Below are 14950 nucleotides of genomic sequence, written 5' to 3'. Positions count from 1 at the left end.
CCGCCGCTCGCAGGATCCGGTCAGGACGGGAGGGCGGTCGGGCTGAGGGCGAGGACGGCCAGGTCGTCGGTGAGCGGGCCCGCGTAGGCGCGGACGTCCTGGTCGAGGAAGGCGACGACGGCCTCGGGGGTGATGGTGCGCAGCGCGGCCAGCCGGTCGGCGAGTGGGTGCCCGGCGCCTTGGCGGCCTCGGCCATGGCGAGGTTCCAGCGGGCGGCGATGCCGGCTGTGCTCTGCTGCCGTGCGCCGGACCGGGGGCGGATGGGCACGGTCAAGACTGACCTCCTCGGCCGAGGAGCCGCCTCGCGTGCCGTGCCGGGCGAGGCGGCGTACAACTCCTTCCATGGTCGCCGAGACGGTGTCCGGAACGCGCGCCCGGAGGTCCCGGTGCACCGGGACCAAGGACTCCGTTTCCGGCCCGGGGCCCGGGGCCCGCCTGCTAGCGGAGGGTGACCGGGAGGGTGCGGAAGCCGCGCAGGACGAGCCGGTCGCGGCGGGTGGCGCCGGGGGCGGGGGCGAGGGCCGGGAAGCGGGTGAGCAGGGCGGGCAGGGCGACGGCGGATTCGAGCCGGGCGAGTTGGGCGCCGAGGCAGTAGTGCGGGCCGCCGCCGAAGCTCAGGGGCTGGCTGTCCGCTCTAGTGGGGTCGAAGCGGGCCGGGTCCGGGTAGCGGAGCGGGTCGCGGTTGGCGGCGCCGATCAGCAGGAACACTCCGCCGTCCCTGGGGATGGCGCTGTCGCCGATGCGCAGGCCCTGAGCGGTCGCGACCCGGACGGTGAGCTGGACGGGCGAGTCGTGGCGCAGCACCTCGTCGGTCAGCAGGGCGGGATCCACGCTGCCCGCACGGACGGCGGCCAGGATCTCGGGGTGGCCGAAGAGCAGGGCGAGGCCGTTGCCGAGCAGGTTGGTGGTGGTCTCGAAGCCCGCGCCGAGCAGCAGGACGAGGTTGGCGAGCAGTTCCCGGCCGGAGAGCCGGGCGGGGTCGGCGTCGGCGATCTCGACCAGGGCGCTGACCAGGTCGGGCTGCGGGTCGGCCCGGCGCTTGGCGGCGAGGTGCGCGAAGTACTGGGTGAGTTCCTCGGCCGCCCGGTCGGCGGCGGCCAGTTCGGACTCGTCGGCGAACAGTTCCAGCGCGGCCGTGAGGTCGGCCGCGAGCGGCCGGAACCGGGCCCGGTCGGCCTCCGGGACGCCCAACAGCTCGCAGATCACGCCGACCGGGAGCCGGTAGGCGAAGGCGTCCATGAAGTCCACCGGTGAGCCGTCGGCGCCCTGCTCGGCCATCTCGTCGAGCAGCCGGTGCACGGCGGCGGTGACGGGCTCCGCCAGGGCGGCGACCCGGCGGGCGGTGAAGACCGAGGCGATCAGCGAGCGCATCCGGTGGTGGTGCGGGGCGTTGGCCTCCAGGATCGAGCGGGAGAACAGGAGCTTGGCCGGGTGCTCGGCGTAGTCGGGCGCCCAGCGCTCCCACAGCTGTGCGTCGGCCACTTCGAGGCCCGGGTTGCGCAGTGCCTGGTGCACCTCGCGGTACCCCACGACCATGCCCAGTCCGTCACCGCCGGGGACGACCGGACCGAGCTTGCGGGCGAGCTCGTACAGCGGGTACGGGTCGGCCCGGCCCTCCGCCGACATCAGCTGCTCCATGATCGCCGCGCCGTCCATGAACGCTCCCTTCGACTGGGCTACTGGCGGGTCAACTGACCGGTAGGCTCGCCGAGTTCCCGGCCGGCGGGAATTTCGGCCGGTACGCCGGTGGTCGGAACTGCCCCGGCCGGCACGCCGGGGCGGGGGGGCGGATCCGGGGGTCGGCTCGCTACCCTTACGCCGTGGAGATCTGGATCAACCCGCGCTGCGGGAAGTGCCGTACGGCGATCAGCGAGCTTGAGGCCGTCGGAGCCGAGTACACCGTCCGCCGCTACCTGGAGGACCCGCCGACCGCCGCCGAGATCGAGCGGGTGCTGGAGCGGCTGGCACTGGAGCCGTGGGACATCGCCCGGGTGGACGAGGCGGTGGGCAAGGAGCTGGGGCTCAAGGAGTGGAGCAGGACGGAGGCCGACCGGGCGCGGTGGATCGCCGCGCTGGCCGAGCACCCGATCCTGATCCAGCGGCCGATCATCACGGCGGACGACGGGCACGCGGTGGTGGCGCGGACGCCGGAGGCGCTGCGCTCGGTACTCCCGGGCTGAACCGGCGCACCGCACGGCAGGTCAGGGGCGGCGGATGGTGCGTTCGGGCTCGCCCGGGCGCCAGGAGCGGATGACCAGGCAGTCGCCCTCCACCGTGGTCAGGACGGCCTCGGTGAGCTCCAGCCGGAAGGCGTGGAACGGGCCGGGCGGGGGCTGGGGAAGATCGGACACGTGGGCGGAGAGCTCGATCTCGTCGAGGATCTCCGCCGCGGTGCCGGAGACCTTGGCGTCGCCGTCCGTCATGGTCTCGTCGGCGGGGTTGCTGTGCAGCGAGAAGCGGCCGTCGCGCTGGAGGTCACGGGCCTTCACCGCGCCCGGCATCGAGCCGATGGTCAGGTCGGCGCCGATGAACTAGACCTCCGTACCGCTCACCCGGGGCGAGCCGTCCTTGCGCAGGGTGGCCAGCACATGGTGCCGGTGGGCCTCGAATCGGGCCCGGACGGCCGGGGCCAGGTCGGGTGCCTCATGCTCGAAATCCTGCCAGGTAGCCATGGTGCCCAGTCTGGCAGCGGGCACCGACAGCGGCCCGGTGCGGTGACCGGCGGGCGCTGTCGGTGCCCGCTGCCAGACTGGCCCGATGGCACAGACGACCTACATTGCATTTCTCCGCGCGATCAACGTCGGTGGGCGGACGGTCACCATGGAGCGGCTGCGCGGGCACTTCACCGAGCTGGGCCTGCGCGAGGTCCGTTCGTACATCCAGAGCGGGAACGTCTTCTTCAGCACCGAGGAGAGCGACCGGGCCGCACTGACCGCGCGGATCGAGCAGCACCTGGCGGCCGCGCTCGGCTACCAGGTGCCGGTCATGCTGCGCACGGTGGACGAGGTGGCGGAGCTGGTCGCCGCCGACCCGTTCGCCGGCATCGAGGTGACACCGGAGCTGCGGCTGTGCGTGGTCTTCCTCTCCGAGCCGCTGCCCGAGGAGTTCGCCCTCCCCCTCCGTGGCCCCAGGGGCGACTGGGAGATCGTCGGGGCGGTGCCGGGCGCCGCCTTCGTGGTGATGCACCTGCGGAAGGGGCGGCTGGGCGGGAACCCGGCCACCGCCTTCCCCAAGTCGTACCGCGGTCAGGGCACTTCGCGGTTCTTCCACACCACGGTGAAGATCCTCAACGCCGCACGGAAGTAGGCCGCAGGGAGGTCGCCAGGACCCGCGCCGCCGACGTCCCCAGCCCGCTCGGTCCGGCGAACTGCCGTGCCGCGGTGGCGTGCCGGCCGCCTCGGCCGCTGTGCCGCAGGATGTCCGCCTCGCGGTAGCGGACGCAGTCCTCGTGCCAGGTCTTGATCCCGGCCAGCCAGTACCGGAAGTCCTGCACGTAGTGGTCGAGGGCCTGGCGGGTCTTCCCGTCGAGGCCGAAGTCGTCGTACAGGATCGGCAGTTCGTGCTCGGCGACGTGCTCGAACTGGTTGATCCGGGAGGTCATCAGGTCGTTGACGATGCCGAGCGCGGTCGGGTAGTCGCAGTCGAAGAAGTTCTGCACCACCAGCACGCCGTTGTGGACCTCGCCCTCGAACTCGACCTCCTTCTGGTACGAGAAGACGTCGTTCATCAGCGCGGCGTAGTCCATGGCGGCGTTCTCCAGGGACTGCATCGGGCCGCTGCGGTAGATCTCCGCCGGGATCTGCCGGCCGTGCGAGATCCGGCTCAGGCTGAGGGTGAGCTCGGAGCCGAAGGTGGTGCGGCGCATCTCCAGGTAGTCGACCGGGTCGGGGATCCGGTTCTGCAGCTGGTTGGCGAGCTCCCATAGCCAGCTCTCGGTCATGACCTCGACGGCGGTGCGGAAGTCGCGGCGCGCCTCGATGTCCAGCGGGCCCGCGGTGCGCTGCCAGAGGTCGGCCAGCGCCCGTTCGAGGCCGGTGGCGGGTGCGGGCACGGGCTCGCCGTCGATCGGCATGAAGAGCGAGAGCCGCTCGTTGGCCTGCTTGGCACCGGCGAGGTTCCGGGTGCGTCCGTAGACCACCGGGTAGTAGTCGTCCGCATAGGTGCCCCAGGTCAACCAGCCCGAGGACAGGTCGAGTTCCTCCGGGGTGGCGTCCGGGTCGATACCGGCCGCGCAGAGCGGCAGGTCGATGTCGATCAGCCGCGGCTCGTCCCAGACGTCGGATCCGGGCAGACCGGGGTCGGCTTCGAGCAGGCGGACCCGGCGGGCCCATTCGACGTTGTTGCGCCGGGCGTTCGCCAGGTGCGGGCTGAGCGTGGTGGTGAACGGCATGGTGAACTCGGGGATCCGGGACGGGCCGACCCGCTGGTACGGGACATGGGTGAAGCTGCGCGCCCGGCCCGCGCCGATCAGCCCGGCGAGCGCCCTGAGGTCCGCCGCCGAGGTGCCGAGGCCCTGCGGCCGGAGGGAGAACGGGCTCGGCGCGCTGCCGGCGCTCGCACCGTTCATGTACCGGCTGGAGCGCATGTGCCACTCGTGGCCGCCCGACTGCCAGTCCTGCAGGCCCTTGACGTAGGCGAGGACGGCGGCGCACTCGTCCGGGGTTAGCCCCTTCTCGGCGAAGAGCGGCGGGAGTTCGGTGAGGGCGGTGTTCTCGAACTGCTGGATCCGCGAGGTGAGCAGGTCGTTGACCGAGTCGGCGGCCTCCTGGGTGGAGCAGCCGAAGAAGGTCTCCAGAACGAGCACCCCGTTGCTCAGCTCACCCTCCTCCTGGGTCTCCCGCTCGTACGAGAACAGGTCGTTGCGCAGGTGGACGCCGTCGGAGAAGGCGTCCTTGAGCACCCGCAGCGGGCGGGACCCGGCGACCGAGGGCGGGATTTCGGCGCCGACGGCGTGCTCCACCAGACCGGCCGACCAGGGCGCGCCGCCGACCTTGCGGCGCATCTCGATGTACTCGACCGGGTTGGGGATCCGGTTGATGTTGATGTTGGAGAGTTCCCAGAGCGACTCGTTGAGCAGATGCTCGGTGTTCAGGGCGAACCGGCGCCGCCAGTCCATCGACATCGCGGGCACCGTCCTGGCCCACAGGTCGGCGAGCCCCGCCTCGACCGGGTTGGTCGGCTCGGGGGTGCCGACGGAGAGGTCCATCGGCATGAACGCCGGGAGCCGGTCCAGGTAGGCCTTGCCGCCGGGGCGGTCCTGGGTGCGCTTGAAGAGCTCCAGGAAGTGGTCGTCGAAGAAGAACACCCACACGTACCAGTCGGTCACCAGCGACAGTTCGGGCCCGTCGCAGTCGGGGTGGGTGTAGGCGCAGAGCAGCGCGTAGTCGTGGGAGTCGAGGTCGTGCTCGTCCCAGACGCCCGAGCCCTCCAGCATCCCCATGCCGCGGGCCCACCGTTTGGTGTGCTCCCTGGCCTCCTCCAGATGAGGGTTCAGCCTCGCCGGGTATGCCAGGTAGAAATCGGGCAGTTCGAAGGGTTGGCTCACAGCCGCCCCCGCCTCTCTCGCACTTGGTCATGATCGGCGCGTAGCGTGCCCAACTCCCCTGTGCGACACACCTGCCGGAGACCCCGCACGGTTGCTCCGATTCGCCGTGGCGCCCGGCGCACACGGCGCACACGCGGGGCGCTCGATCGCTCGTTCACGCTCCCCTCGTGCACCGGCGGATCAGTGCGGGAACATCCGAGGCGGGCGGCGGACGGGCAGTTCGTCCCGGAACTCCTCGATGGCCGAGCCGATCTGACGCATCAGATACGTCTGTTCGAGCCGGTCCAGGTAGAGGTGGTTGGCGGCGAGCGCCTCGACCGTGGCCGCGAAGTAGAGGGTCATCAGCGGGTTGATGAACAGCGAACTGTACCGCGTTCGCTCAGTGAAGCGAACGTCGCCGAACTGTCCACGCAGCGCGGCCGCCACCGAACCGTGGACGATGCTCGGATGCTCGGGGAAGGCCGCCTGCGCATGGGCCACGGCATCCAGGTAGAGCGCACCCTCCCGGGAGTCGCGCGGAATGGAGAAGGCACCCAGGTAGCCGTCGGCCCGGTCGAGGGCCGCCAGGTTCTCCAGCGCCAGCGAGTGGTTGACGCCGTGGTAGGAGTCGATGCCGAAGCCGAGGCAGGCGACCAGCCGCAGCGGTATCTCCGGCATCCCGGCGACGGCGGCCAGGCTGGCCATGTCCTCCTCCGGCGTGCCGAGCCCCGCCTCGTCGCCGCGCATCAGGATGTCGGTACCGCCGTCCACCAACAGGATCGCGTCGACGGCGAGGTGCTCGGCCAGCGCCCGGTAGGCGGCGCGCAGCGGCTGGACGCCGACCGAGCCGAAGGCCCAGACGGTGCCGGGCTGCCCGTGCAGGTCGAGCCAGCGGGCCAGCGTCCGCTCCGGGAAGTACGGTTCCGCGGAGGCGGTGTCCGGGCGGATCTCGGCGAGTTCGGGCGCCAGCCAGACGTCGGCGGGCAGGCCGTAGAGGTGGCTGAAGGAGAGGTTGGCCAGGTGCACCTGCTTGCCCGCCGCGCGCAGCGCGAAGGCGATCGGCAGACCCGCGTACACGTCGAAGCCGCCGCCGGCCCCGGCGATCAGGATCCGTTCGGCGGTCTTCAACCGGGTGAGCAGCGGCGGCTCGGAGAGCGAGAACATCCGGGGACGGTACCAAGGCACCGCCGCCCGCCGGGGGAAAGAGCAGCCCACCGGCCCTCCGGCAGGGGTGAGTTCGTCGGAGTGCGAAGCACCGCGGACGCAGGCCGCAGGTCCACCGGGGGCCGGTCAGGAGGTGGTGGCGCCCCAGAGCCGGCCGCTGACCCGGGCGTAGGTGTCTCGCCAGTGCGGCCAGTGGCGGACCGTCATGTCGTCGCAGTCCGCGAGGAGCCGGTCGATCTGCCGCTCGTCCACGCCCTCCAGCAGCCAGACCAGGGCGTCGGAGCTGCCCGGCCCCTCCGCGAGCCGGAGCAGGTCGAGCAGCTCGGGCAGGGTGCCGATCCGCGAACCGGCCGGGAAGACACCGGACATCCGGGGCAGCAGCTGCTGCTCCTCGATCCGCAGGTGGGTCTCCAGCCGGGCGGCCAGCTCCTCCACCGCGTACGCGACGGGCCAGCTGCTGGCCGGGTCCCGGGTGGCGATCCGGACCAGGGTGGTGACCCGGGTGAAGGAGTGGTCGAGGTTGTGGTGGTCGGACTCCAGCCAGTTGAGCAGCAGCCGCAGTTCGGGCGCGAAGCGGCGGAGCAGCGGCCACAGCCGGGTGTCCTGCTGCTCGTGGTGGCAGGTGAGCATGGCGGTGAGGAAGTCCCAGTGCCGCTGGAGCGCCTCGGCGGCGGCGGTGTCACCGGGCTGGAGCAGTCGCAGCGCGTTGGGCAGCCGGGCCAGGTCTCGGCGGAGCGCGGCGTGCACCAGCCGCAGACCGGCGAAGGGCATCAGCTCCACGCCGGAGGGGGCAGGCTGTACGTCGTGCTCGCCGCCCGACTGGGCGGGGATCTGGGGGGACTCGACGGGCAGCAGGTGGCTGGGCATCGGGCTCTCTTCATGACTCGCTGAGACTGGGCCGGTCCGGTGGCGCCGCTTCGACGGCTGCGCCCCGACCCCGGTTCTCCAGGGTGATGACAGCTCATCAGAGTCGAATCAATGTCTGATTGACGCGCAGGTCAGAGGCCGGATACGCCCGCGCGCCGGCAGCTTGGCCGGCGCGCGGTTCAGGTCCCTCACATCATGAAGTCGAGCACTGACATCCCGGCGTTCCGCCGGGATGCCCCTCGGGCCGACCGTCCGTCAGCCGTCGCTCTGCGGGCCGGTCAGGTTCTTGGTGAGCCACTCCAGGGTCATCGGGATCATCTTCTTGAAGTCCGAGGTGAGGTGCTTGCCGCCGGGCTGCTCGTAGTACTCGACGGTGGTCGGCGCCTGCGCCTTGGCGACCCACTTCTTGACCAGGTTGACCTCGTAGCCGTTGGCACCGCCCGAGGTGGCGAGCATCTTGACGTCGGCCTTGCTGGTCTCGATCAGCTTGCCGGGGCTGTTCGCCTCGCGCTCGGCCTCGTGGCCCTTCCAGAGCAGCGAGTCCGGGTCCCAGTAGCCGTCGATCGGCACGGCGACCTTGTAGACGTCCGGGTACTGCATCGCCAGCTTGGCGCTGCAGAAGGCGCCGGTGGAGGCGCCCATCACGCCCCAGCTGTCGCGGCCCTTCAGCGTGCGGAAGTTGGTGCGGACGAAGTCCGGGACGTCCTGGGACATCCAGGTGCCCATCTTGGGCTGGCCCGGGATGTCGCTGCAGTCGAAGGCCCGCTTCTCGTCGCTCGTCAGGTTCTGCACGGGCATGATCATGATGAAGGGGTGCGCCTTCTGCTCCTTGACGAGCTTGGCGTCCTGCTCCTGGATCGGCAGCTGGTTGTCCGTCCAGGTGTTGTAGCCGTTGCTCTGACCGCCCGCGTAGAGGGTGAGCACGGGGAAGCCGAACTTGGCGTACTTCGGGTCGTTGTACTCCGGCGGCAGCCAGACCCAGACGTCCGCCGTGACACCCGACTTCTTGCCGGCCAGCGTGGTCTTGAAGATCGGCCCGGCGGCGGTGTCGCGGACCTTCTTCAGTTCGGCCGGCGTGCCGGTCGGCATCGAGACCTTGCTCTCCTTCGGCGGCGCACTGCTCGCCGCCGCGGGGACGACCGCTGCGGCGTCGCCCCCCTTCTTGGCGGCGGGGGCCGGCTTGCCGCCGCTGCCGCAGGCCGCCAGGGCGGCGGACAGGGCGAGCACGGTGATACCGGCGAGGACGGCGCGGGTGCGGGTGGGCTGCGAGTGCGACTGCGACTGCGGCTGCTGCGGCTGCACGGTGAAATCTCTCCGACCGATATCACGCCCGGCCGGACGGATCCGGGCGGTGGCCCCCGGGTGGGGCCGCTGAGGGGAGGTCGCGAGCGGTGTTCCGGCGTACCGGCGGCTGGGCTGCCGGGGACGTACTCCTCCCGACCTCAGGACGGCGCCCCTGTCTCCGAGCGGAGTGGCGCGCCGTCCTGTGATCCTATGACGCGACTTCGGCCGTCGGCAGTTGCGGTGGCACCGCCATACCATTCGTTTACCCGCCGTTCGTCGAACCCGCCCCCGCCGATCGGCGGGGGTCCCGGACCGACTGTGACCAGGTGGTACACCAGTTGTCACGGCGTGAGACTGACCGGTCGTTACGGCGTCCGCGGTCCGGCCGCGCGACGCGCGGGCGAGTGCGTCGGCCCGGACGGTCCGAGCACTACGGGCGGCGCGGAAAGGCGGTCATCCCGTCCGGCGCGGAGCCGCGCGCCGGAGCCGCCGCACCCGGCGCCCGGGCCCGCATCCGGGCCGCCGGGGCGGCCGAGGGCCCCTCGGTGCCCTCCGTGACCACCGTCACTCCGCCGGAGCCCGCCTCGCGGGTCCCGGCGTCCGAGCGGTGCAGCGGGCGACCGCCGTGGTGGCGGCCGCGCCCCGGGTGAGCCGAACCGAACGGCCGAGGCCACCCGAGGGATCGGCGGCGGCGGTCACCCCGGCCCGGAGGTCCGTCCGGACGGTGTAGCGGCCGGCGTGTCGGTGTCGAGGCGACTGATCGGGGCGGCTGGCGGTGAGGCGGCTGGACGGGGCCCGAGCGCCGACGCCGGGCCCCGGCGCGTGGATCGGGCGGTGGACGGCAGCGGCGACCGGTGCGGAGCGAGGCGCCGGAACCCGGCCGTCCCACCAGTCGGGAGCACCGGTTCCCGGCCGGCTCTTGGACGCTTGCACCAGTGACGCGGCACCGGCGATCGGCGATCATCGTGGGGTCGTCGCACCCCGAGGAGTAGCGCCATGCCCGAGCAGATCGCCGTCGTCACCGGAGCCGGCAGCGGCGTGGGCCGCGCCGTGGCGCTGGAGCTCGCGGCGGGCGGGTGGCGGCTGGTGCTCGCCGGGCGCCGGGCCGAGCCGCTGCACGGGACCGCCGAACTGGCCGGGCGCTCCGGCGCACCGGCCCTGGCGGTGCCGACCGACGTCACCGACCCGGACGCCGTGGACGCGCTGTTCGCCGCCGCCGAGCGGCACTTCGGCCGGGTCGACCTGCTCTTCAACAACGCCGGCACGTTCGGTGCCGCCGCCCCCGTCGAGGACCTCGCCCTCGCCGACTGGCGCGCCGTGGTGGACCTCAACCTGACCGGCGCCTTCCTGTGCGCGCAGGGCGCCTTCCGGCTGATGAAGCGCCAGGACCCGCAGGGCGGCAGGATCATCAACAACGGTTCGGTCTCCGCCCACGTCCCGCGCCCGCAGAGCATCGCGTACACCGCGACCAAGCACGCGGTCACCGGCCTCACCAAGTCGCTCTCGCTGGACGGCCGCCCGTACCGGATCGCCTGCGGCCAGATCGACATCGGGAACGCGGCCACCGACATGACCGCCGCGATGAGCGTCGGCGTGCGCCAGGCGGACGGGCGGATCGCCGCCGAGCCGACCATGGACGTGGCCGATGTCGCCCGGACCGTGCGCCACATGGCCGAGCTGCCGCTGGAGGCCAACGTCCAGTTCGCCACCGTGCTGGCCACCGCCATGCCGTACATCGGCCGCGGCTGAGACCGCCCCACCGGGCGAGGAGGGGCGGCCTCGGCCGACGGGCGGTCAGTTGCGCCAGGTGTCGTTCAGGGTGAGCCCGCCGCCGGCCGGCACGGTGGCGGTGCGGTTGGCGCCGCTCTCCCAGGTGACCGCGCCACCGGCGTCCTTGCGGATGTACTTGTACTCGAACGAAGTACCCGCCGCCAGCGGCACGTTCACCGTCCAGACCGGGTAGCCCGCCGAGGAGAGCGGCAGGGCCTTGCCGGTGTCCCAGGCGCCGAGGGCGGCGTTGCTGCCGGCCAGGTAGATGTTCTGGCCGGGCACGGTGGTCGCGTTCACCGCGAAGGAGGTGCCGCTGCCGACCGGGGCGGCCGAGCCGGGGGCGCCGACGTAGAGCGCGATCGAGTCGCCCGCGCCGACCGTGGCGGTGAACCTGCCGTCCGAACCGACCGTGTACGTCGGCCCGGTGCAGCCGCCGCCGCTCGGGTCGCCGTGCTCGACGTCGCAGTACGTCCCGGCGGGCAGCGAGGTCTGGAAGGTCTGGGTGACCGGGCCGCTCTCGTGGTTGATCGCCACGTAGCCCTTGCCGCCCCGGCCGAAGGCGATCGCGTTGCTGCCGTTGGACCACCAGTTGTTGAGCCCGGTGCCGGAGACGGCGTTGCGGAAGCCGACCATGTCGGCGATCTGCTGCCAGGCGTGGGTGCAGTTCCAGCCGTCCTGGTAGCAGGCGTTGACGGTGCCGCCGTTCGGCGGGCCGTCGTCGTTGCCGGAGAAGGCGTAGCCGGAGTAGACGTTGGGCGAGCCGTACGGGTAGGCCAGCATGAAGACGTTGGCCAGGGTGTAGGTGTTGCCGTACTTGTAGGTGAGGGTGGAGCCGTTGCGCTCGGTGTCCCAGTTGTCCACGAAGGTGCGGGCCTGGCTGCTCGGCAGCAGGCCGGAGCCCCAGGTGGCCAGATCGGCTATCCGGCCGCCGTCGAAGGCGCTCTTGAGCCAGGTGCCGGAGCGGAACTCGTCCACGTCCCCGGTGCCGGTGTACTCGGACGGCTGGATCGGCTCGCCCGCGCCGTAGATGACCTCCTGCACCCAGTACGCGTTGGGGTTGGCCGTCTTCGCCTTGATGGCGGCGAGGTCGGCGGCGGCGATGTGCTTGGCGGCGTCGATCCGGTAGCCGTCCACGCCGAGCGAGGCCAGGTCGTCGAGGTACCTGGCGATGGTCTGCTGGACGTACGCGCTGCCGGTGTCCAGGTCGGCGAGGTTGACCAGCTCGCAGTTCTGCACGTTGGAGCGGTCGTTGTAGTTGGTGATCGGCTGCCGGCAGGTGTGGAAGTCCTGGTCCTGGTAGTAGCCGGGGTAGTTGTACTTGCTGTAGACGGTGCCGCCGGTGCCTGTGCCGGAACCGGCCGACATGTGGTTGATCACCGAGTCGGCGATGACCTTGACGCCCGCCGCGTGGCAGGTGGACACCATGTTCTGGAACGAGGTGCGGTCGCCGAGCCGTCCGGCGATCTTGTAGCTGACCGGCTGGTAGGAGGTCCACCACTGCGGACCCTGGATGTGCTCCTGGGGCGGGGAGACCTCGACGAAGCCGTACCCCTTGGGGCCGAGCGCGTCCGTACACGCCTTGGCGACCGAGTCGAAGCGCCACTCGAACAGGGTGGCGGTGACGTCCTTGCCGCCGGGCGGGGCGGCCTGGGCGGCCGGGGCGAGGGTGAGGGCGGTGCAGAGCGGGAGGGCCAGTACACAGGCGGCGCTCAGCGCACCGAGCGCGCGGGCGCGCGCACGGGTGGGGGAAGTGGTGACCACGGTGTCTCCAGAGGCAGGGTGGGGGGCCTGCGATGCCCGGCGCTGACGGCCGGGCGGCTTTTGCTGCAAGCACTGTGAAACTTGCAGGAAACTTTCAGTGCGCCGAATTTATGGGCGTGTCAACGGGACGTCAAGGCGCTGGAGAGCAACAGTTCGATATCCCCGACGGGTCGGGTGCTACCTAACGCCCCGTCGGCGCATCTAGTACCGGTGGCACCACGACGGGTGCCGCACAGCAGCACCGGATGCGCGGGGGACGACCAGATGGACAAGGCGCTCGACTTCGAGGAGTTCGCGAGCAGCAGAGCCCGCCGGCTCTTTCAGGTCGCGTACCTGATGTGCGGGGACTGGCACCAGGCACAGGACCTGGTGCAGACCACCCTCGCCAAGATGTACTCCGCCTGGGGCCGCCTGCGGCGCGGCCGGGACGAACCCGGCCTGGACGCCTACGCCCGGAAGGTGCTGCTGCGCACCTACCTCTCCCAGCAGCGGCTGCGGCGCTCCAGCGAGCTGGTCACCGACGAGCTGCCGGAGTCACCGGCCGTCCACGGCACCGGCTCCGAGCTACGGCTCACCCTGGTCGCGGCACTCGCCCAACTTCCCCCGCGCAACCGGGCGGTGGTGGTCCTGCGCTACCTGGAGGACCACAGCACCGAGGCCGTGGCCGAGCTGCTCGGCATCTCCACCAGCGCCGTGAAGAGCCTCAACACCCGTTCGCTGGCCAAGCTGCGGGCGATCCTCGGCAACGACCGCGAGCTGTTCCTCTGCGGCTGACCCCAGCCCCGTCCCCCGACACCGACAGACCAAGGAATCCGGCCGTGGACCTTGAGCACGACCTGAGCCGCATGCTCGAAGAGAGCGTGGTCGGCCTGACACCCCCGCTCCCCGCCATCCTCGCCGAGGCCGACCGCCGGGGCCGCAGGCTGCGCCGGCGCCGCCGGCTGCAGATCGCCGCCGCGACCGTCGCCGTCGCGGCCCTGGCCGGTACCGTCGCCGCCTTCGGCCTGCGCCCGGTCGCCGCCCCGCCCGCCGCCGACCCCCGCCCGGCACCGAGCGACAGCCGGGAGCCCACTCCCGTCACCGGCGCCGGACTGCTCGCGGTCCTCACCGAGCTGCTGCCCGACGGGCGGATCTCCCAGCCCGTGCCCGCCCAGGGCGAGGAGCCCGGCGAGTTCGCGGGCCTCACGGTGGACTACGACGACGGCCTCAGCCCGGTCACCGTCGAGCTGTCCCTGCACGCCAGGGCGACCGGCGCCGCGTCGGCCCCCTGCCGGCCCGGGATCGGGGGCGGGAACGGGAACGGCGAACAGCGGCCGTACGGGGCGGAGCCGGCCAGGTGCAACACCGTCGGCTTCCCCGACGGCAGTACCGGGTGGTCGACGGTCTCCACCGCCGACGCCAACGGTCTCTACTCCGACTCCGTCGATCTGACCCGGCCGGACGGCAGCGAGTTGCTGATCCGCGTCTACAACGGCCGCCACGGGCTGTCCGGTGACGAGGAGTCGCGCTCGGTCCGGTCCAGGCCGCCGCTCACCTCCGACCAGCTCACCGCCCTGGCCCGCAGCCCCCGTTGGCGGTTCCAGGTGCCCGACCGGCCGACCGCCGCCGTCCCCGGGACCCCCTCGCCGGGCAACTCCTGACCCGCGCAGCGCAGTCGGGCCCGGCGGCCGAAGCCGCCGGGCCCTCACCTGGCTACCGGTTCAGGATCAGCCGGTCTGGACCGCGGTGTCGTCGATCACGAAGCTCGTCTGCAGCGAGGAGTCCTCGGTGCCGGTGAACTTCAGGGTGACCGTCTGGCCCGCGTAGGCCGAGAGGTCGAAGGTGCGCTGCTGGTAGCCGGCGGCGGCGTCCACGTTGGAGTAGGTCTTCAGCGTGGTGCCGTTCACCTGCACCGACAGCTTGTCGTACTGGGTCGAGCCGGACTCGGCCGTGTCGATGTGCAGCCAGAAGCTGAGGGTGGCCTTGCAGCCCGCCGGGATGGTGACGGTCTGCGAGAGGCTGTCGGTGTGGCTGGAGCCGTAGCCGTCCAGCCAAGCCTTGTACGAGCCGCTGTGGGCGGCCTGGCCCGAGCTGTTGTCGATCACGCCGCTGGAGGCGGTCCAGGGGGCGGTGCCGGACTCGAAGCCCTGGTTGCCGAGCAGCTGGGCCGGGGTGCAGCTGCCGCCGCCGCCCGTGCTGACCGTCCAGGTGAAGCTGGCGGCGCCGCTCTTGCCCGAGGAGTCCTTGGCGGTGACGGTCACGTTGTAGGTGCCGGCGGCCGTCGCGGTGCCGGTGATCAGACCGCTGGAGCTGATCGACAGACCGGTCGGCAGGCCGGTGGCCGAGTAGGTCAGCGTGCCGGTGCCGCCGGTGGCCTTGATCTGCAGGTTGGCGGAGCCGTTGAGGGCGGTGCTCTGGTTGCCCGGGTTGGTGACGGTGACGCCGCCGCTGGGCAGCGAGCCGACGTTGACCCCGGCCCAGGCGGTGGCGACCTGGTTGTACTCGGTGCTGCCCGCACCGTACAGGTCGGTGGCCGCGCTGAGGGTGGCGGTACGGGCCGCCGCGTAGTCGGTGGTGGAGGTCATGTAGGTGGTCAGCGCG

At 71.9% G+C, this 14950-nt stretch carries 15 protein-coding genes; 5 read left to right on the top strand and 10 right to left on the bottom strand.

Translation table 11 applies throughout. From position 1 onward, the window contains the following. Positions 1 to 20 precede the first annotated feature (20 nt). Positions 21 to 344 (bottom strand): hypothetical protein, encoded by a 324-nt coding sequence (locus UK12_RS05970; protein ID WP_156178561.1) that lies wholly within the window; start codon positions 342 to 344, stop codon positions 21 to 23. Between the two features lie 94 nt (positions 345 to 438). Further along, positions 439 to 1656: a cytochrome P450 gene (locus tag UK12_RS05965; protein WP_045300359.1), complete on the bottom strand. Its 1218-nt coding sequence runs from the start codon at positions 1654 to 1656 to the stop codon at positions 439 to 441. A 164-nt stretch (positions 1657 to 1820) separates the two neighbouring features. On the opposite strand from UK12_RS05965, the gene UK12_RS05960 reads away from it, so the two are divergent. Beyond that, entirely contained in the window at positions 1821 to 2180 is a 360-nt protein-coding gene (locus UK12_RS05960) for an ArsC/Spx/MgsR family protein (RefSeq protein WP_045300358.1), read from the top strand. Positions 2181 to 2201: 21 nt separating this feature from the next. Here the strand turns inward: UK12_RS05960 and UK12_RS43025 are convergent, their stop codons facing one another. Both UK12_RS43025 and UK12_RS43020 read right to left on the bottom strand, forming a co-directional pair. After that, complete coding sequence (locus UK12_RS43025; protein ID WP_231591058.1) at positions 2202 to 2501, bottom strand: hypothetical protein; 300 nt, start codon at positions 2499 to 2501, stop codon at positions 2202 to 2204. Positions 2502 to 2531: 30 nt separating this feature from the next. After that, positions 2532 to 2672: a hypothetical protein gene (locus UK12_RS43020; RefSeq protein WP_231591057.1), complete on the bottom strand. Its 141-nt coding sequence runs from the start codon at positions 2670 to 2672 to the stop codon at positions 2532 to 2534. Positions 2673 to 2757: 85 nt separating this feature from the next. Between UK12_RS43020 and UK12_RS05950 the strand changes: the two genes are divergently transcribed. Then, complete coding sequence (locus UK12_RS05950; RefSeq protein WP_045300355.1) at positions 2758 to 3306, top strand: DUF1697 domain-containing protein; 549 nt, start codon at positions 2758 to 2760, stop codon at positions 3304 to 3306. Here UK12_RS05950 and UK12_RS05945 read toward each other — a convergent pair. From UK12_RS05945 to UK12_RS05930, 4 genes are all read right to left on the bottom strand, one after another. Then, the gene (locus UK12_RS05945; protein WP_045300353.1) at positions 3287 to 5545 is read right to left on the bottom strand and encodes a family 2 encapsulin nanocompartment cargo protein terpene cyclase; all 2259 of its coding nucleotides are present in this window, start codon (positions 5543 to 5545) and stop codon (positions 3287 to 3289) included. The genes UK12_RS05950 and UK12_RS05945 overlap by 20 nt on opposite strands. A 180-nt stretch (positions 5546 to 5725) precedes the next feature. Continuing rightward, on the bottom strand, positions 5726 to 6688 hold the full coding sequence (locus UK12_RS05940) for a DUF1152 domain-containing protein (RefSeq protein WP_045300351.1): 963 nt from the start codon (positions 6686 to 6688) through the stop codon (positions 5726 to 5728). A gap of 126 nt (positions 6689 to 6814) precedes the next feature. Continuing rightward, positions 6815 to 7555 carry a hemerythrin domain-containing protein gene (locus tag UK12_RS05935; RefSeq protein WP_045300348.1) on the bottom strand — a complete coding sequence of 247 codons (741 nt, stop codon included), beginning with the start codon at positions 7553 to 7555 and terminating at the stop codon, positions 6815 to 6817. Between the two features lie 255 nt (positions 7556 to 7810). Then, positions 7811 to 8857, bottom strand: a complete 1047-nt coding sequence (locus UK12_RS05930) for an alpha/beta hydrolase (RefSeq protein WP_045300346.1) — start codon at positions 8855 to 8857, stop codon at positions 7811 to 7813. Between the two features lie 978 nt (positions 8858 to 9835). Between UK12_RS05930 and UK12_RS05925 the strand changes: the two genes are divergently transcribed. Further along, positions 9836 to 10588, top strand: coding sequence for an SDR family oxidoreductase (locus UK12_RS05925; RefSeq protein WP_045300344.1), 753 nt, complete (start codon positions 9836 to 9838; stop codon positions 10586 to 10588). A gap of 45 nt (positions 10589 to 10633) precedes the next feature. Here UK12_RS05925 and UK12_RS05920 read toward each other — a convergent pair whose 3' ends face one another. Beyond that, complete coding sequence (locus UK12_RS05920; RefSeq protein ID WP_052681613.1) at positions 10634 to 12370, bottom strand: carbohydrate-binding module family 20 domain-containing protein; 1737 nt, start codon at positions 12368 to 12370, stop codon at positions 10634 to 10636. Between the two features lie 264 nt (positions 12371 to 12634). Between UK12_RS05920 and UK12_RS05915 the strand changes: the two genes are divergently transcribed. Both UK12_RS05915 and UK12_RS05910 read left to right on the top strand, forming a co-directional pair. Continuing rightward, a complete protein-coding gene (locus UK12_RS05915; RefSeq protein WP_045300340.1) occupies positions 12635 to 13144 on the top strand; it encodes a SigE family RNA polymerase sigma factor in 510 nt (169 codons plus the stop codon). A gap of 44 nt (positions 13145 to 13188) precedes the next feature. Beyond that, the gene (locus tag UK12_RS05910) at positions 13189 to 14010 is read left to right on the top strand and encodes a hypothetical protein (RefSeq protein ID WP_045300338.1); all 822 of its coding nucleotides are present in this window, start codon (positions 13189 to 13191) and stop codon (positions 14008 to 14010) included. A 66-nt stretch (positions 14011 to 14076) separates the two neighbouring features. On the opposite strand, the gene UK12_RS05905 is transcribed toward UK12_RS05910, so the two are convergent. Next, positions 14077 to 14950 (bottom strand): putative Ig domain-containing protein (locus tag UK12_RS05905; RefSeq protein WP_045300336.1); only part of this gene is annotated, 874 nt, incomplete at its 5' end.

The organism is Saccharothrix sp. ST-888 (genome assembly GCF_000955975.1).
Lineage (GTDB): Bacteria > Actinomycetota > Actinomycetes > Streptomycetales > Streptomycetaceae > Kitasatospora.
The sequence above is the reverse complement of the archived record's forward strand: the minus strand, read 5'-3'. Positions and strand labels throughout refer to the sequence as shown.